The sequence below is a fragment of the Desulfonatronum lacustre DSM 10312 genome (genome assembly GCF_000519265.1).
GTDB lineage: Bacteria > Desulfobacterota > Desulfovibrionia > Desulfovibrionales > Desulfonatronaceae > Desulfonatronum > Desulfonatronum lacustre.
In genome coordinates this window covers 1,635,511-1,653,382 of record NZ_KI912608.1, presented here as the reverse complement: position 1 = coordinate 1,653,382, position 17,872 = coordinate 1,635,511, and the positions used below count along the sequence as shown (strand labels likewise).

The window sequence follows — 17,872 nt, the reverse complement described above, 5'->3', positions numbered from 1 at the left end:
CTTCCTTGGCCGTCAAGCTTCGGTGGGCTGCTCGACTTTGCGCTTTCTGGCTTTGACCTTTTGCACGGAAACCAAGGCATCCAGTTCGAACTTGGCCACCTTGTAGCCCATCTGGCGCTGGGTCAGGCCCAGTTCCTTGGCGGCCCGTGCCTGGATCCAGTCGTTGCGGCGCAGAGCCGCGATCACCTCTCGCTTTTCCATCTCCCGCAGCAGGGCCGGTTTGTTTGAGGTGCCGGGGGGGGCAAGCTTGCCCTGGCCGTGAACCGGGCCTTCGGTCGTTCCGGGGCGGGGCGAAAGGTAGGGCTGGATCAACTCCGGCTGTATCCGGTCCTGTTCGGTGAGGATCACCAGCCGTTCGATCAGGTTCTCCATCTCCCGGACATTGCCCGGCCAATCGTAGCCCTTGAGCTGTTCCAAGGCCTCCACGGAGAAGTGGATTTCCCGGTCGTACTCCCGGCTGACCTTGCGCAGGAAATGGATCAGCAGGCCTTCGATGTCCTCCTTGCGCTCCCGCAGAGCCGGGGTGTGGATGGGGAAGACGTTCAGGCGGTAGTAGAGGTCCGGACGGAAAGCCCCCTGGTTGGCCAGGATTTCCAGGTCCTTGTTCGTGGCCGCCAGGATGCGTACGTCCACCTTGCGGGTCTTATTGCTGCCCAACCGCTCGAACTCCTTCTCCTGAATGAACCGGAGCAGCTTGGCCTGCAACCCCAAGGGCAGTTCGCCTACTTCGTCCAGAAAAATGGATCCTTTGTGCGCTTCCTCGAACTTCCCCGGCTTGGTTCCCATAGCCCCGGTGAACGCCCCTTTTTCATACCCGAACAGCTCTGATTCCAGAAGGTTTTCCGGGATGGAAGCACAGTTGACCTTGATGAACGGGAAGTTCTTCCGTTCGGAAAGGTCGTGGATGATCCGCCCGATCAGGGTTTTGCCCGTGCCGGACTCGCCCTGGAGCAACACCGTGGCCTTGGTCGGGGCGACCCGTTCGATCTGGCGCTGGACTTCCAGCATGGCCAGGCTGCGTCCGACGATGTAGGGGCCATCGGAATTCCTGGAGACTTTGGAGCGCAGGGACGCGTTTTCGGCCCGCAGTTCCTGGAACTTCTCGTTCAGACTGATGAACTGGGCGATGAGCACGGCCACGACCTGCAGGAATTCGATGTCTTCCTGGGAGGAGACATGGTCTTCGAAAAGACGGTCCACGTTGAGAACCCCGATGGCCTGTCCCTGAAGCATGACCGGAACGCCGATGAAGGTCAGGTGCTGCTTTTCCAGGGTTCGGGATTGGGTTTTATTCAGGAACAGCGGCTCTTTGCGGATGTCCGGGATGGCATAGGGCTTGCCGGTCTGAAAGATCTTCCCGGTAATGCCCTCGTCCAGGCGGTACACCCCGCGACGCATTTCTTCCCCGGTCAGTCCATAAGAGGCCGTGATGAACAACATGCCGGTCTTGCGGTCCAGGAGGGTCACCGTGGCCCGCTTCATGCTCAGCGTCTCCGAGAGGATCCGCAGCACATCCCTGAGGGTGTTTTCCAGGTCCGGCAGGTTGGCGATAATTTCACTGATGCTGGAAAGGACTTTCAGCTTGAGATCTCTGGTGTCTGGACGCATACTCTCGGATATCGCAAAAAGTATTCCAGATATGCAAAAATAGTAATTATCTAAATTGTATGAATTTTATTTGCAGTTCTCACACTGTTAGCCATTTTTGACCGACAAAAATGGGTAATCAGTGATTCTATGTTTACGTTAATGTAAAGAGCGTTTGTTTCGACCGTGGGCTGTACCTGATCCGTGCTTTTCGCTAACCTGCTTCGCGGTATCTCTTTGCTCGCGGTCCGGCTTGTCTTGATTTTGCGGCATCGCAACCTTTTGTTTTGAACAACATTATCTTGCTGGTAACTACTCAGCTCATTCGAGTAAAAGTGGCCTGGATACCCGCCTTCGCGGGTATGACTGGCTCGGAGACGGCATTAAAAACATGTCATTCCCGCGAAGGCGGGAATCCAGCTTCGGAATGAGGCTCTACCCAGGCTGTGCTGAATAGTTACTCTTGCTGAAGGAATTATGTCGCTGATGAGTCGTGTCGGTGGACGGGGGCTCGGGCCCTCCGCGCTGACCATCGCGGGCTGGACTTTCGCGGTGGCGATACTGGCCGTCATGGCGGCTTTCGGAGCGGCTTTTGACTGGAGCGTGGTCCACGTCGAGGCCGCTCAATGGACCCATGCCTGGTGGCTCGTGCCGATATTGATCCTGGCCCAGGCCCTGCCTTTCGCCTTCGCCCTGCCTGGTTCGGTGATGTTTCTGGTCATCGGGCTGCTCTACGACCCGCTGCCGGCAGCGGCGATGATCGCCGCCGGAGGCGTGATGGGCAGTATGGCGGCCTACTACTTCTCCGGAAGGCTGGCTGTTTCCTGGGTGGAACGGGTTCAGCGGCAAAAGGTGTACAGGGTTTTGCGGAGCAACACGAACTTCCTGATGCTTTGCGCCATGCGCACCTTGCCCGGCTTTCCCCATTCCGTGATCAATTACGGTTCCGGGTTGTTGCGGATCCCCCTGAAACGTTTCATTTTCAGCGCGATTCTGGGGTATCTGGTCAAAGGCATGCTGTACGCCTCCATCCTGCATAACGTCGTGGACGCCGACGAGGCCGGGGAACTGTTCAGCCTGGAGGTGATGTGGCCGTTGTTGGTCCTCGCGGGCTTGTTCGTCGCGGGTTTTGTTCTGCAAAAGGCATTTGGCGGATCACAGTCGACAAGCTGATGATCGAAGTCGTTGATGGTCACGCCACGGGTAGAAATACGGAGTTCCGGTTGTCGAGCATGGAATTGAGTGTGCTTTCAGACTTTTTATGGAGACCGCGAGGCGATCGTGAGTGACAACTTGGCGAAATCATATACTTCCGCGCAGGGCGGCCAGCAGGATGGGCGGCTGCTCGACTTGGTGCATGCCCCCCTGGAAGCAGTGGCCGCGTACTGGCTTTCTTTGAAAAAGACCCTGGATCAACGGAAGAATGGAAAAATTCTACCCGAAGAGGCCAAGCACGCCACTGAGCCGTTCATCAAACACCTGCTGAAGCTTCTGCAGTCCGGCCTTTCTCCGGAAGACTGTCGACGCCTGGCCGGGATCAAGCAGCGCAATTTGCTGCGGGATCTGCACCGCAAGCTGGATCTGCTGGCCATTTGCCTGTTGGGCATCGCGGACAATGAAAACCCGCAGAAAGTTTTGATCCGCATCATATCCAGGTTTTCCATCTCCCCGATTTTCGAGAAGGAAGTCTTTGAGATCGCCCAACAAGCCCTTCAAAGTCTGGACAATCCCAAGACCAGGGAGCGTTTTCTGCTCATCGATCAATCCATGAAGATCGAGGCTTTGATCATCAACATGATGGTTTACTCCATGTTCGCCCGGCGCAATGATCTGAAGAAGATGGTCGTGTTTTCCGAATACATCCGGTCCTATTATTTTTCCGAGGGCATGGCCCTGATCCAGGATGGGTTTGAACACGATTTCGTAAAGTACCGGTTGATCCTGCTGCGCAAGGAAATTTTGGCGGACATGGAAAACAAAATGGAAATGTCCGTGGAGATGTTTTTGGGCATTCGCAAGGGACTCGCTTACGAGGATCTGTTTCGAGTCTACGATTCGTTCACGTTGTAGCACGTTGTGGTGCATTGTGGCGCGTTGCGGTCACTCTCTTGACGCCGGTTCGTTCGGCGTCTCGCTTCAGGAGGTTTTCTGTCTCGTGGATGGTGCGAAGCGGACGTGTTGAAGGATGCGTTAGTGGATATTCGAGCGGATTCCGGGCTTAGCCGAACCATCGGCCGGTTTGCCGCCGGAATGGCCCTGGTTCTGTTTTTGGTCTGGATGTGGTTGCGTCCGGGAGGGGAACTCAGCGCTTTCGCTGGAGTGGTCCTGTCGGTGGTTGCCGCGGGCTGTTTCTCATATCGGCATGAGGTGCATATCGATCAGCGGGCCGATGTGGTGGAGGAGTATCGACGGATTCTGTTTCGGGAGCGCCACCGGGGATTCTTATTCAGCGATTTTCGGGCCGTGGGCGTTGCGAACGTGCTGGGCGGGGACTTGCGACCCGTCTATCTGGCTCATGTGGTCGAGCTGCGGGGCAGAAGCCGGCTGGTTTTGCCGGGAGTGCATTTCGGCCTGGAGAGGGCCAGGGGCGAAGCGGCCGATTTGGCTCGCCAACTGGACCTGCCTCTGGAATCCCGGGTACGCACGATTCTGTGGTCCTGACCCGGAAGGCCATGGACGGGGTTCAGCCCGGAACCACCTGATAAAAGCCGCCGGATTCCAACAGGCGCAGGGGGACGACGAAGAGATCGGTCAGGGCCTGTTCCGTGAGCACGGCCTGTTTCGGGCCGTCGGCCACGATTCGGCCTGCCTTGAGCAGGACGACCCGGTCGACTTCCGGGGGGATCTCGTGGATGTGGTGGGTGACCAGGATCATGGTTTTGCCGCGCCGCATCAACTCGCGGATCGTGGCCAGGTAGTGGAAGCAGGCCGCGATATCCAAACCCGAGGTGGGTTCATCCAGCAGCAGGGCCTCGGGGTCGTGGACCAGGGCGCGGGCCAGCAGCAGGCGGCGTTGCTGCCCCGTCGACAGGGATGCGTAAGGTCTCTGGGCCAGGTCGGCCCCGGCGATTTCCTCCAGGATCCGTTCGGCCCGGTCGTGTTCCTCGCGGGAAAACCGCTGGTGGGCATAGGTGCCGATGGATGATCTGAGTCCGGAGAGGACCACTTCCCGGCCGCTGGCCGTACCTTGATAGTCCTGCTGCAGATCGGAGGAGACGATGCCCAGCCGGGAGCGCAGTTCCCAGACATCCCATCGTTCCCGGCCGAACAGTCGAAGGACCGTGTTCGGTTTCGCGGCAGGATAGAGTTCCCTGGCCAAAAGTTTGAGCAGCGTCGATTTACCGGCGCCGTTGGGGCCGAGAATCACCGTGTGTCGACCATGCTCAATGGTCAGGCACAGGTTATGAAAAACCCGATTTCTGCCTCTGTAAACCGTAGCGGCGTGGATATCCAGAATGGGGGGGACAATGGAGGCCGCAATGGAGAACTGATCAGTGGTAGGCATTTCAGGGCACTCTAACGGTGAGCTGTGGTTTTGACAATTCGGTCAGGTCCTTCTACCGTGACCTTTTTGTCAACGATCTTCAACGAGTTGCTCGAGAGACGGGCGAGGAGCATGTCATGCGCAAGGTTGACGTACTGATCATCGGCCAGGGACCGGCGGGATTGTCCGCGGCCATTTACACAGCCAGGGCCGGAATGAAGACAATGGTCCTGGGGTGCGCGCCGAAGGTTGCCGGGGATTATGATATCGACAACTATTTCGGTTTTGACGAAACCATTTCCGGCAGGGAACTTATCGAGCGCGGCACGCGGCAGGCTCAACGGTTCGGGACGGAGGTTCTGTGCGACCGTGTCCTTGGGGTTCACCTGGGAGAGCAGGGCCGGTATCATGTCCGGAGCGAACAGGACGAGTACGAGGCCTGGGCGGTGATTCTCTCCACCGGCGTGGCCAGGGTCCGGCCGGGTATCGAGAATCTGCACGACTATGAAGGCAAGGGCGTTTCCTACTGCGTGAGTTGCGACGGCTTCTTTTTTCGCCAAAAACAGGTCATGGTGCTGGGCGAGGGGAATTTTGCGGCCAATCAGGCTCTGGAGCTGCTGCACTATACGCCCAAGGTCCATGTTTGCACCCAGGGCAAGGCCCTGGACATGGGGGCGGAGTTTCTGGACAAGCTGCGTGAGGCCGGAATACCGGTCTCGGAGCGCAAGATCGCCAGGCTGGAAGGGGAGGATGGTCTGTCCGCCGTGCGGTACGAAGACGGCGGGCATGACGCGGTGGACGGGCTGTTCATCGCCATGGGCCAGGCCGGGACTTCCGATTTCGCCGTCAGCCTGGGGCTGGTGATGCGCAAGCAGTTTATTGAGGTGGATGAACAGCAGCGGACCAATATCCCCGGAATTTTCGCGGCCGGAGACTGCGTCGGGCGATTTTTGCAGATCAGCGTTGCCGTGGGAGAAGGAGCCCTGGCCGCCAGGTCCGCCATTGAACACGTCAAAAAGGTCCGTCCCAAAGAATGATGGATTTGCGCTTGACAGGGCTTCCCGTGACAGGGTAACTATCATCTCTTTTGCAAATTCAAAAAGGGCCTATAGCTCAGTTGGTAGAGCCACCGGCTCATAACCGGCAGGTCCCAGGTTCAAGTCCTGGTAGGCCCACCACAAGAGGATTCTGGTGCCTCAGGCGCATACGACATCACCCGCATTGCTGAAATATTGTTCGCCGTTCTTACGAGAGGTGTTTCTTGGAAAAGTTTATCCGGGAAACACCTTTTTTTTGTCGTTTTTTGTAACTATTCAGCATAGAGTAATTCCGTTTCCGGGGTCGGAGTCGGAATCGGGATCGGGATCGTAAACGCTGGGATGTGTTCTGATTTCTTCCTGTTCCGATTCCGATTCCGATAGCGACCCCGACTCCGATTGCCGGAGCAAGGGCGGATACAAAATGTGCTGAGTAGATACCGTTTTTTTACGAAAATCTGGACAAACCATGAACAGGGCGAGGTCTGGCCATGCACGTTCATGAACTGATTGCCATGATTGAGGCGACCGCGTCGCCACGATGGGCGGCGTCCTGGGACCGCGGCGGGGTGCAAGTGGCGGCGGGCAAGAAGCGGGTCGGCAAACTGGCCGTCGGGTTGGATCCCGCCCCCGAGTTGATCGATCAGGCCTTGGCCTGGGGCGCGGACTTTATCCTGGTACACCACCCGTTGACCCTGAAGCCGGAATTGCCTGTCCTGCCAAACGGATACCACCATGTCCTCGGGGCGTTGCTGCGCCATGACGCCTGGCTGTACGCCGCGCACACCAGCCTGGACGTTCAGCCTCGGGGGCCGGTGCGGTGGCTGGCCGGGGAACTGGGATTGCAAAACGTCTCCGTGCTGGAGGAAACAGGACGCCGTGTCGGGCGCTGGTTCCGGATCTTGGGCCCGGAGGGCCGGATTGAGCAGGTTGCGCAAGGGCTTGAAGGACGTCCGGGGGTCGAGGTCTATGCCCTTGGTGCGCGGGCTTTGGAAGCGGTGGCCGCTCCGGGGAGTGATTTCGAGGTGTATGGAGCGATATCCGGCGCGGATGACAACACGCTTCGGGTGATTTCCCATGAATTGGATCTGCCGTTGGAACCGCTCGGCTTCGGGTTCGTGGGCGAGATGCCGGAATCGTCTCCCTGGGAGGAGTTTTACGAGGTTTTGAAGCGGCTCATCGGCGGCCCCCCGAGGGCGCTGGCCGGGATTATTCCTGAGAAGGTGCGCAGGGTGGCTTGCTGTCCGGGGTCCGGGGCGTCGCTGCTGGGGCGGGTCGCCAAGGTCGGGGCTCAGGTCTACGTGACCGGCGACCTCAAGTACCATGACGCGCAGGCCGTCCGTGAGCTGGGGTATTTGGTGGTGGACGTGGGCCACTTCGTCCTGGAGGAGCGTATGATGCGCGTATTCTCCGAGGAATTGCGGCGCAAGCTGACCCACGGCGCCGTGGAGGTGGCTTTTTTCCCCGGAATCGATTTTTTGTCCTCGCCTTCCAGATATGTTGAAGCCGGGCGGGGACGCGGCCGGGGTATGCGAAACGGGTCGGATAAAGCGGAATATTGAGCGGAGTTAAGGAGGGAAAGACATTGAGCCTGTATTTGAAACAGATCGAGCAATTGGTCGCCCTGCAAATGATCGATGACGAGATCATGCAGTTGAACACATTCTTGAAAAACGCTCCTTTGGAGATGGAACGCATGGAGGCGCGTCTTCTCGAACTCAAGGACGCGGTGGCGCACTTGAAGGAAAAAATCGCCATGATTATCACGCAGCGGGACCAACTGGACAGTGATATCGAGGATTCCGGGCGAAAGATCAAGAAAAGCAAGAACAAGCTGATGATGGTCACCAACTCCAAGGAGCATCAGGCCATGATGCGCGAGATCGACAACCTGGAAAAAACCAATCGCGTCCGGGAAGAAGAAAAAATCTCCCTGCTGGAGGAACTCGCCCGGCAAGAGGAAACCTTGGCCACGACCCAGGCCGAATTGACCGCGCTGCAACAGGAAATCACCCAGAAAAAGAAGCAGATCAACCAGAAGCTCCAGTCCGCCAAGACGCGATTGGAAACACTGAAAGGGCTGCGCGGCGAGGCCGAACAGGTGATTCCCAAGCCGATCCTGAGCCGGTACCAGTTCATTCGGGCCCGGCTTTCCCAGCCCGTTGTGGTCTCGGTGGGTGAGGGAATCTGCAAGGGGTGCAACATCAGCATCCCGCCGCAGACTTACAATGTTTTGCAAAAAGGGGAGCAGATCCTGAGCTGCCCCAATTGTCAGCGAATCATCTACTGGTCCGAGCACTTCTCCAGGGACGAAGAGAGTGAGGAGGCTGAAGCGGCGTAGCCGGGTTTGGCCTGAAAATGCATCGGACGCAGCCAGGAACCGGCGTACCCTGGAGGCGGCTTTTGTGAACGGGAAACATTCCAATGGGCACGAGGGGAGGCCAACTCCCCGCGGCACGCATTTCGATTCGATTTCAATCTCGATCTCGATTTCGACTTGGTTCCGGGAGATGTGAGCAAGAGAAGAGGCTCACTTTGGATTTTTCCGCTGCTTTGACCTGGGAAGGGCGCTGTTCTATATTCATTTTTCGCGGGAGTCGGGCAGGTTGTCGTCCGGGATGCGCTTTGCCTCGGCAAAATGCTTCCCGGGAGGAAAGTCCGGGCTCCACAGGGCGGGACGCTGGATAACGTCCAGCGGGGGCGACCCCGGGAAAGTGCCACAGAAAACAGACCGCCCAGCGCTCACTTTGTCCTTGGTAAGCTTCTCATCCTTATGAAGGAGAACCAGGACAAAGTGAGCGCTGGGTAAGGGTGAAACGGTGGGGTAAGAGCCCACCAGTTGCCGCGGCGACGCGGCAAGCTCGGCAAACCCCGTTCGGAGCAAGACCAAATAGGAGGACGTTTGAGGCCGGCCCGGTCGAAGTCCTCGGGTAGGTTGCTGGAGGCCGGAAGCAATTCCGGTCCTAGAGGAATGACAACCGCCCCGCGCTTGCTTTACCTTGGCAATCTTCTCATTGCTTGAGGGATGGCCAGGGCAAAGTGAGCGCGGGGAGACAGGACCCGGCTTATCGCCCGACTTCCGCGTTTTCATCAAGTGCTTCCATGACCTCCACTTCTGCTTCATCCATGAAATCCACTTTACGTCGTCCCTGGGCCGTGGTGCTGGCCGCCGGTCAAAGTTCCCGTTTGGAACGGGCCGGGGTGGGAACCAGGAAGCAGTTTCTGCTTTGGCGGGGCGTGCCCCTGTTCTGGCACGGTGTGCGTGTTTTCGCGCAAATTCCGGATCTGCGCGGGGTGGTGGTGGTTTTTCCGGCCGAAGAACTGGCCGTGGGAGAAGAATGGGTCCGGCGGCTCGTGGACGCGGAGCAGCCGGGGCTTCCTGTGTTGACGGTCCAGGGAGGGGCGTTGCGGCAGGATTCGGTCCGGCTCGGCCTGGCCGAGGTTCCGCGGGAAAGCGAGATCGTGCTGATCCATGACGCGGCCCGGCCCTTTGTCCGTCCGGCCCTGGTCACGGCTTTGGTGGCCGCATTGCGGGAAGAGTCGTCCGACGTCGGCGATGAAGCCGCGGTCGGAGCGATTCCCGGCCTTCCGGTGACCGATACCGTCAAGCAGGTCAGCGGAGGGCGGGTGTCGGCCACCTTGGACCGGGCCACCCTGCGAGCGGTGCAAACCCCCCAGGTCTTTGACCGCGCGGTCCTTGAAGAGGCCCACCGGCGTTGCCAGCAAGAGCAGTGGGAGGTGACGGACGACGCCTCCCTGGTGGAGCGGCTGGGCAAGGTCGTGCGCGTGATTCCCGGAGACCCCGGCAACATCAAGATCACCAACCCGGATGATCTCAACCTGCTCAAGGATCCCGTCGAGATGATCACTCCCATTCCCTGCGTGGGGTTCGGCTACGACGTTCATCGCTTTGGTCCTGGCCGTCCGTTGAAGCTGGGCGGCGTGCCCTTTCCCGGCGCTCCGGAGATTATCGCCCATTCCGACGGCGACGTGCTCCTGCATGCCCTGGCCGACGCCCTGCTGGGCTGTCTGGGCAAGGGCGACATCGGAGAACTCTTTCCGGATTCGGATGCACGGTTCGAGAACATCGACAGCGCCGTGCTGGTGTCCGAAGTTCTGGAATTGTCCCACAGGGAAGGGCTGGTCCTGACCCACGTGGACCTGACCATCGTCGCTCAGATCCCGAAGGTCGCTCCCCGGCGCGAGGAAATCCGGCGCAATGTCGCCAGGCTGCTGGGACTGGACTCCGCCCGGGTCGGGGTCAAGGCCAGCACCGAAGAAGGGCTGGGATTCACCGGCGCGAAGCAGGGCATCAAGGCCATGGCCGTGGTCACTGCCATGCGTCGCCCCGATTCGAAATAATCAACACTGTCGAGACCATGTGAGTCGTTATGCTCCTCTACAACAGTTTGCACGGGAAAAAGGAAGAATTTCAACCGCTGCGGGAAGACCATGTCCGTTTGTACGTCTGCGGGATCACGGCGTACGACTACTGCCACATCGGGCACGCCAGGTCCGCCGTGGTCTTCGACGTTCTGGTCCGGTATCTGCGCTACAAGGGCTGGAAGGTCACCTTTGTCCGCAATTTCACGGACATCGACGACAAGATCATCAACCGGGCCGCGGCCGAGGGCATCGGCTCCTCGGAGGTGGCCGAAAAGTACATTGCCGCGTTCTACGAGGACATGGACCGTCTGGCCATCCTCCGGGCGGACTTCGAGCCGCGGGCCACGGAACATATCCCCGGCATGATCAGCCTTTCCGAATCCCTGATCGCCAAGGGCTACGCCTATGCCACGGATCGGGGCGACGTCTACTTTCGCGTCCGGGCCTTCGAAGGCTACGGTCGCCTGTCCGGACGAAACATCGAGGAACTGCGTTCCGGGGCCCGGGTCGAGCCTGGGGAAAGCAAGGAAGATCCTTTGGATTTCGCCTTGTGGAAATCCGCCAAGCCGGGAGAACCCTCCTGGCCCAGTCCCTGGGGACAGGGGCGTCCTGGCTGGCACCTGGAGTGTTCAGTGATGAGCGAACACCTGCTGGGCCTGCCCCTGGACATCCACGGCGGAGGACAGGATTTGACCTTTCCGCACCACGAAAACGAAATGGCCCAGTCCATGGCCGCCACGGGCGGCGAGTTCGCCCGGTTCTGGGTTCACAACGGCTTCGTGCAGGTGAATTCCGAAAAAATGTCCAAATCCTTGGGCAACTTCGTGACCATCCGGGACATTCTGGCCAAGTTTCAGCCCGAGGTGCTGCGCTTTTTCCTGCTTTCCAAGCATTATCGTAGCCCCCTGGACTTCACGTACGCGTCCATGGAAGAGGCCGAAAAAGCCTTGCACCGCATCTACCAGACCATGGCCCTGCTCCGGGAGCACGCCGGCGGGGCCAAATGGAGCAATGCCGCCCTGACTCCGGAAATGGAGGCCGAACTGACCACCCTGGAAGCCGAGTGGACCCGCTCCATGGAGGACGATCTGAACACCGCCGGAGCCTTGGGTCATGTCTTCGGCGTGGTGCGCATGGCCAACCGCATGCTGGAAAACAAGGGCTTGCGCAAAAGCAGCGGCGGCCGCGACCTGGGAGCGCGAATTCTTCAGGATTTACAAAGCTGGGGCCACGCCACGGGACTGTTCCTGGATGAACCGGGGGAATGGCTGGCCCGGTTGAAGGAGATGCGAATCCAGCGCAACGAGCTGGACGTGGCCCGTGTCGAGGAACTGCTTTCCGTGCGGCAAGAAGCCAGGCTGGCCAAGGACTTTCAGCAGGCCGACGCATTGCGGGGTCAACTGGCAGAAATGGGCGTGGAGGTTCGCGATACGCCCGGGGGGCAGGTCTGGGACGTGATGTAGTTTCCATCCGGGAATGACCCTTTTTCGGAGTTCAATCCATGACGACACATCCACTGCGTATCGCGGCGTATTTTTTTCTGGTGCTTTTGCTTTCCGCTTGCGCACCCAAGTTCCCTCCGCCGGGCGAGGTGTCGGATCTGCGCTTGCTGCCTCAGGCGACGGGGCTGTACGTGCCTCGCTTCGGGGAAACGGAGCACTTGATTTCCGAGCTGGATCAGCAACAACTGGCAGGCGATTTCCTGGCCCGGTATTTCGCGCCCTGGGATGCATGGGACGGCGAATCCGCGGACGATCTGGATCTGTTCTGGGGGCTGCGGCGCTACCAGGACAGGGAGGTGTACGGGGAAAATCTGTTGCCCGTTCCCGGCGGATGGCTGGAGGAGATGAAGCGGCGCAGTTCACCGGAACTCTTCCCTTCGCTGGTGCATCCGGCGGTGACGGTCGGGCCGGTCTCGTTGCGCGTCCTGCCGTCCTTGGGACCGATATTCAATGATCCCACGTCCGCGGGGCAGGGCTTTCCTTTTGACATGCTTCAGAATTCCCTGATTCCGGCGGGGACTCCGGTGCGCGTGATCCATGCTTCCCCGGACGGCGACTGGTATCTGGTGACGGCGCCGCACGTTGCCGGTTGGGTGCGTCCCTGGGAAGTGGCTTGGGTGGACCATGCCTTCATGGAGACGTTTCGTGGCGCGAAGTTGATCGCCATGACTCGTGATGGGGAGGTGTTGCGCACGCCGCACGGCATGTATGCCCTGCACGGACGGGTGGGCATGCTCTTGCCGCACTCCGACGAGCCAGCACCGGCGGGCATGATCGCGGTGCTCACTCCACAGCGCCGGGCGGACGGCTGGGCCGAGCTACACACCGCGTTCCTTGCGAAACAGGGGGCCGAGCCCTGGCCCTTGCCTCCGACCGTGGAGCGGTATGTCCGTGTGCTGGACGGGCTTTTGGGCCAGCCTTACGGCTGGGGCGGAATGTATGAAAATCGGGATTGTTCGGCCTTGATCCAGGATGTCCAGGCCCTGTTCGGGATCGCCATGCCCAGAAATTCCCGGGCTCAGGCCCAGGCGGGGCGGGTCGTGGATTTGAGTGACCTGGACGCGACGCAAAAGGAGCGGAGCATCCTTGAACACGGCGTCCCGTTGCTGACTATCGTGAACCTGCCCGGTCACGTAATGCTCTACCTCGGCCCGGATCCTGCCTCGGGGCGACCGGTTGTCCTGCATTCCATATGGGGGCTGCGGATCGAGGAACCAAGGGGCCGCGGGCCGCGGGTCAGCACTCCGGGGCGGTGGGTTCTGGGACGTACCGTGATCACCACCCTGACCCCTGGGGCGGAACTCCCTACCTTGATCAAACCCCAGGGGTTGCTGGTGGAACGGGTGACCAGCATGACCATCCTGGGGGAAAGATAATCCGCTCATCGATTGCCGTCGCACCGTCATGACCCATTGCGATGTCGTGGTTCTGGGGGCCGGGGCCTCCGGATTGGTCTGCGCGGCCCAGTGCGCCAAGCGGGGCCGAAGGGTCGTGGTGGTGGACCATGCGGACCGACCGGGGCGCAAGGTGCGCATTTCCGGCGGGGGGCGCTGCAATGTGACCAATCGCCGGGTACGGGCCGAGGACTACGTCTGCGCCAACCGGCACTTCGTGAAGTCCGCGTTGGCTCAGTACCCTCCGGAGCGTTTCCTGGCCTTTCTGGCCGCGCACGGGGTGGAGACGGTGGAGGCCGACCATGGACGGCTGTTCTGCGTGCCCGGCGCGGCGGCCGTTGTCGCCGCCTTGCAGCGCGAGGCCGAGGAGGCCGGGGTCTCCTGGGCCCTGGGCGAACCTATCCGCGAGGTCTCGGCGACGGCCAACGGGTTTCAGGTCCATTGCCGGACACGAGCTTATGTTTCACGTTCCCTGGTGGTGGCCACTGGCGGGCCGGCTTGGCCGCGGATCGGAGCCACGGACTTCGGCCTGCGTTTGGCCGAGCAGTTCGGCTTACGGGTCTTTCCGGCGCGTCCAGGCTTGGTTCCCTTGCGGGCCTCGGAGAATCTGGTCGCTTTTTGTCGGGATTTGACCGGGATTTCCCTGCCGGTTCGGGTTATTGTGGAGGGCGCTCGGATTCCCGATGGTATTGAGGACGCTCTCTTGATCACGCACCGGGGAATCTCCGGTCCCGCGACCCTGGACGCTTCGCTGTATTGGCGGCCGGGGCGGCATCTGATTATCGACCTGCTTCCGGAGCGGAGGATCGGCGAAGTGCTCGAGCAAGCGCCGCGCCGGGAGGTCCACAACGCCCTGGCAGCGGCCTTGCCGGCCAGATTGGCGGAGCTGTTGTGCCGCTATCACGGCTGGTCCGGCCAAGCGGGGAGTCTGCCTAAAAAACAGCGTCTTGCCCTGGAGCGGGTGGTTCATGGCTTTGCCTTTCTCCCGTCTGGAACGGAAGGCTTGGACAAAGCCGAGGCGACCTTGGGCGGTGTGGACACGGACGGGGTTTCCTCCAAAACCATGGAAGCCAAGGCCGTGCCCGGACTCTTTTTCACCGGTGAAGTTCTGGACGTGACCGGACGGCTGGGCGGATACAATCTGCAGTGGGCTTGGTCGTCCGGATTCGTGGCCGGACAGAGGGCCTGATCCGACGCGCCGACGACAAGCGGGAAGTCACGGATCACTCCGGACGCTGCCGGTCTTCAAAAGCCCCTTGGCCATGGATTCCATGGCATGCAGAAAAGAAAAGACCTGCAGCAGCTTGCGCAGGTTGAAGCGCTTGGTCGCCCCGGCGGCACGCAACTCCTCCAGGCGGGCTTCAAAGCTTTCCACCGCCTTCTTCAGATCGTTCAGGACGACTTCCCGTCCCTCGCCTATGGCAACCATGACATCACCGGCGGCCTGGGCCAGGTTTCGGACCTGGGCGGCCATGATGATATCGTAGCCTTCCCCTTCTTCAACATCGTTGAGCACGCGCAGCATGGTCCGCATCTGTTCCACGCAGTTCTCCAGGGCCGTCACGCGGCGGCTGAGCGTGTCCAGGTCCTCGGAAGACACCAGCCGTTCATGGCGCAACGCCTTGGTCAACAGTTCCCTGGCCAGCCGAGACGCGGCGCACAGGTTCGCCAGAAGGCTCGGGTCCACGGTGGTCTGCTTGGAGAGAAACGCCTCCACCAATATCTCGTGACACCGGGCGGCCTCGGCGAATCGGCTTCGCAATTGTTCACGCAACGTGCTTCCAGCTCGACGAGGCCAGATCAGAACCGTGACCAGAAACGCGCTACCGACCCCGATGCCGATTTCCAGGATTCGGTGCAGACCGAACAGGATGCGATGCTCTTCCTCGCTTCCGGCGACCACGATGATCACCACGGTGATCGCGGCCATCATGAAGCGGGGATTGTACCGGGTCATGTAGGCGCAAAAACCCACTGAAAGAAACAGGCCCAAGGCCATGGGCCAACCGGGGCCGGGCAGGGCCAGCAGGGTGAGGATGCCGATGGCCGCGCCCATTATGGTCCCGGTCAGGCGATACCAGCACATCCGCAACGAATCAGCCACGTTGATCTGCATGACGATCACCGCGGAGAGCACGCCCCAGAAGCCGTATTCCAAACGGAAAGCATGGACCACGGCATACGCTAAAACCGCCGCCAAGCCGGTTTTCAGACCGTGACGCAGATGTTCGGGGGAATAGTCCAGGCGGTTGAACGGGTGAAACAACAGCGAAGTCCTCCATGGGGGGCAGTTGCCGTGGTTGTGCGCCGTCGGGCCGGAAAAGGCAAGTTCAAGGCCGGGTAAATCAATCCAGATGGTCAAAAATCAGCAGAGAGTTATACAATTTTTAAAAAAATATGCGAAGCCGCGAAGTATTCGGTTTGGGGTTGACGGAAACATGGCCATCCGGCATAGCGTTCCGTAAGATTTTGGTGTGGTTACCCGGAGGTTACCCGTGGGCCGTTGAAACACTCGGAGCCCGGGAATTTGTTCAACCCTTTCACCTTATTGGAGAAGGTATGCCTGATACCCTCCTGTTTATCCTGGTAGTGGTCCCATTCATTGCCGCTCTGGGGCTCTACGCGCTGCGGAACGATTCCCTGCGCATGGTTATGGTTTTGGCTGCCGCGGTTCTCTTGACGGGTTCCTCGTTGGCCTTGTTTTCCCATGAAACCGTCGCCTTTTCGACGACGCTGCTGGGCCTCAACCCGCAGCCGTTGATCGTGCTTCTGGACTTCGTGGTGCTGTTCATCATCTTAGCGGTAGGTCTCAGCGCGAAACATCGGCTGATCATCTACCTTGCCGGAGCACAGATCGTGCTTCTGGCCGTCTTCAAACTGGTTTCCCCGGCCGAGGCCACCGGGCAAGCCATGTTTCTCGTCGATCCCCTGGCCAAGCTGATGGTTTTCGTGGTCAGCGTCGTTGGTTCGGTCATCGTGATTCACGCTCTGCCCTACATGAGGAATCATGAGGAACATCTGCATCTGACCACATCCCGGCAGCCGCAGTTTTTCGCCGTCATGGTTTTGTTTCTCGGGGCGATGAACGGGTTGGTTCTGACCAACGATCTTGGAAATTTCTACTTTTTCTTCGAGGTCACCACGCTGTGTTCATTCCTGCTGATCCGGCACGACCTCACCGATGAAGCCAAGGCCAACTCCCTCCGGGCGTTGTGGATCAACAGCCTTGGCGGCTTGGCGTTGCTGATCGGCCTGCTCTGGATCTCCCTGGATCTGGGTACGGTCAACATTCAGCAGATTCTGGCCATGACCCCCGAGGCCGCTTTCCTGCTGCTGCCCATAGGTCTGCTGTGCTTCGCCGGATTGACCAAGGCCGCTCAGCTTCCGTTCCAAAGCTGGCTGCTCGGCGCCATGGTCGCTCCCACCCCGACCTCGGCCTTGTTGCACTCCGCGACCATGGTCAAGGCCGGCGTGTACCTGTTCCTGCGCTTTTCACCGGCCTATTCCGGAACGTTCTTTTCCACCACCGTAGCTCTGGTTGGCGCCTTCACCTTCCTGGCTGCCGCGGCCTTGGCCATCAGCCAGTCCAACGGCAAGAAAATCCTGGCCTACTCAACAGTGAGCAACCTGGGATTGATCATCGCCTGCGCCGGCGTGGGCACCCCGGCGGCCATCGCCGCGGGGATGTTCCTGATCATGTTTCACGCCGTGACCAAGGCCTTGCTCTTTCTGTGCGTGGGGACCATTGAGCAGCGCATCGCCAGCCGCGATATCGAGGACATGCGCGGGCTGTACGCCGTCATGCCGGTGACCGCGCTCATCGCGGTGCTGGGCGCCCTGACCATGATCCTGCCGCCCTTCGGCATGCTCCTGGGCAAGTGGATGGCCATCGAGGCCTCGGCCCACAACATCGTTCTGGTGATCATCCTGGCCCTGGGCAGCGCCGTGACCGTGCTCTACTGGGCGCGCTGGGCCGGTCTGTTCATGACCTATCCCTTCAAGGGACGGATCTACGCAGAGTCGCAGCCCGCGATGACGCGGCTGCCGCTGTTCGGACTCATCCTCGGCGCGTTGCTGCTTTCCTTCTACGCCCCGGCAATCTACAACTCCCTGATCTATCCGGCTATTTCCATCCTTCCGCTGGCCATGCCGGAAGCGGTACCCGGGACCTCCTGGGGCATTCTGGTCATGGAACGCGGCTCCTTCCCGGTCATTCCGTTGTTTTTTGTCGCGGCCCTGGGATTGTTCGCGGCCATCTACTTTTACAAGGTCGCCGGCAAGGTCAAGCCCACCGGTCCGTATCTGTCCGGCGCCCAATCCCCGGATAACGAGAACGAGTATATCGGTCCCTTGCGCCAATCCATCTTACCGTCAACATCCAACTACTACCTGGAGAAGATTTTCGGCGAAAGCACCATCAACCGCTGGGTGAACACCGCGGCCTTGGTGCTGATTCTCCTGATGCTCGGAGGGGGTCTCTAA

Annotated in this window: 14 protein-coding genes, 1 tRNA gene and 1 other RNA gene; 13 read left to right on the top strand and 3 right to left on the bottom strand. The window is 60.0% G+C overall.

Features of this window, described 5'->3' with window-relative positions; genetic code table 11:
• Nucleotides 1-12 precede the first annotated feature (12 nt).
• A complete protein-coding gene (locus tag DESLA_RS0107795; RefSeq protein WP_028572020.1) occupies nt 13-1,608 on the bottom strand; it encodes a sigma-54-dependent Fis family transcriptional regulator in 1,596 nt (531 codons plus the stop codon).
• A gap of 465 nt (nt 1,609-2,073) precedes the next feature.
• Between DESLA_RS0107795 and DESLA_RS19375 the strand changes: the two genes are divergently transcribed.
• The 3 genes from DESLA_RS19375 (at nt 2,074) to DESLA_RS0107780 (ending at nt 4,248) form a co-directional block, all read left to right on the top strand.
• Nucleotides 2,074-2,760, top strand: coding sequence for a TVP38/TMEM64 family protein (locus DESLA_RS19375; RefSeq protein WP_051434490.1), 687 nt, complete (start codon nt 2,074-2,076; stop codon nt 2,758-2,760).
• 108 nt (nt 2,761-2,868) lie between these two features.
• A complete protein-coding gene (locus tag DESLA_RS0107785; RefSeq protein ID WP_156932907.1) occupies nt 2,869-3,657 on the top strand; it encodes a hypothetical protein in 789 nt (262 codons plus the stop codon).
• Nucleotides 3,658-3,780: 123 nt separating this feature from the next.
• A complete protein-coding gene (locus DESLA_RS0107780) occupies nt 3,781-4,248 on the top strand; it encodes a hypothetical protein (protein ID WP_028572018.1) in 468 nt (155 codons plus the stop codon).
• A 22-nt stretch (nt 4,249-4,270) separates the two neighbouring features.
• On the opposite strand, the gene DESLA_RS0107775 is transcribed toward DESLA_RS0107780, so the two are convergent.
• On the bottom strand, nt 4,271-5,092 hold the full coding sequence (locus tag DESLA_RS0107775) for an ABC transporter ATP-binding protein (protein WP_051434489.1): 822 nt from the start codon (nt 5,090-5,092) through the stop codon (nt 4,271-4,273).
• A gap of 116 nt (nt 5,093-5,208) precedes the next feature.
• Between DESLA_RS0107775 and DESLA_RS0107770 the strand changes: the two genes are divergently transcribed.
• From DESLA_RS0107770 to DESLA_RS0107715, 9 genes are all read left to right on the top strand, one after another.
• Nucleotides 5,209-6,108 (top strand): NAD(P)/FAD-dependent oxidoreductase, encoded by a 900-nt coding sequence (locus DESLA_RS0107770; protein WP_028572016.1) that lies wholly within the window; start codon nt 5,209-5,211, stop codon nt 6,106-6,108.
• 65 nt (nt 6,109-6,173) lie between these two features.
• Nucleotides 6,174-6,249, top strand: a tRNA-Ile gene (locus DESLA_RS0107765).
• Between the two features lie 350 nt (nt 6,250-6,599).
• Nucleotides 6,600-7,670 carry a Nif3-like dinuclear metal center hexameric protein gene (locus DESLA_RS19370; protein ID WP_051434488.1) on the top strand — a complete coding sequence of 357 codons (1,071 nt, stop codon included), beginning with the start codon at nt 6,600-6,602 and terminating at the stop codon, nt 7,668-7,670.
• Between the two features lie 23 nt (nt 7,671-7,693).
• Complete coding sequence (locus DESLA_RS0107755; protein WP_337833216.1) at nt 7,694-8,449, top strand: zinc ribbon domain-containing protein; 756 nt, start codon at nt 7,694-7,696, stop codon at nt 8,447-8,449.
• A gap of 252 nt (nt 8,450-8,701) precedes the next feature.
• An RNA gene (rnpB, locus tag DESLA_RS22045) (RNase P RNA component class A) lies at nt 8,702-9,192 on the top strand.
• A gap of 42 nt (nt 9,193-9,234) precedes the next feature.
• A complete protein-coding gene (ispD, locus tag DESLA_RS0107745; RefSeq protein ID WP_028572014.1) occupies nt 9,235-10,470 on the top strand; it encodes a 2-C-methyl-D-erythritol 4-phosphate cytidylyltransferase in 1,236 nt (411 codons plus the stop codon).
• Nucleotides 10,471-10,499: 29 nt separating this feature from the next.
• Entirely contained in the window at nt 10,500-11,957 is a 1,458-nt protein-coding gene (gene cysS / locus DESLA_RS0107740; RefSeq protein ID WP_028572013.1) for a cysteine--tRNA ligase, read from the top strand.
• Between the two features lie 38 nt (nt 11,958-11,995).
• Nucleotides 11,996-13,372, top strand: coding sequence for an SH3 domain-containing C40 family peptidase (locus DESLA_RS19360; protein ID WP_051434487.1), 1,377 nt, complete (start codon nt 11,996-11,998; stop codon nt 13,370-13,372).
• A 28-nt stretch (nt 13,373-13,400) separates the two neighbouring features.
• Nucleotides 13,401-14,579, top strand: a complete 1,179-nt coding sequence (locus DESLA_RS0107715; RefSeq protein ID WP_028572010.1) for a BaiN/RdsA family NAD(P)/FAD-dependent oxidoreductase — start codon at nt 13,401-13,403, stop codon at nt 14,577-14,579.
• A 27-nt stretch (nt 14,580-14,606) separates the two neighbouring features.
• Here DESLA_RS0107715 and DESLA_RS0107710 read toward each other — a convergent pair whose 3' ends face one another.
• Entirely contained in the window at nt 14,607-15,656 is a 1,050-nt protein-coding gene (locus tag DESLA_RS0107710) for an FUSC family protein (protein WP_169732609.1), read from the bottom strand.
• A gap of 293 nt (nt 15,657-15,949) precedes the next feature.
• On the opposite strand from DESLA_RS0107710, the gene DESLA_RS0107705 reads away from it, so the two are divergent.
• Nucleotides 15,950-17,872 carry an NADH-quinone oxidoreductase subunit 5 family protein gene (locus DESLA_RS0107705; protein ID WP_028572008.1) on the top strand — a complete coding sequence of 641 codons (1,923 nt, stop codon included), beginning with the start codon at nt 15,950-15,952 and terminating at the stop codon, nt 17,870-17,872.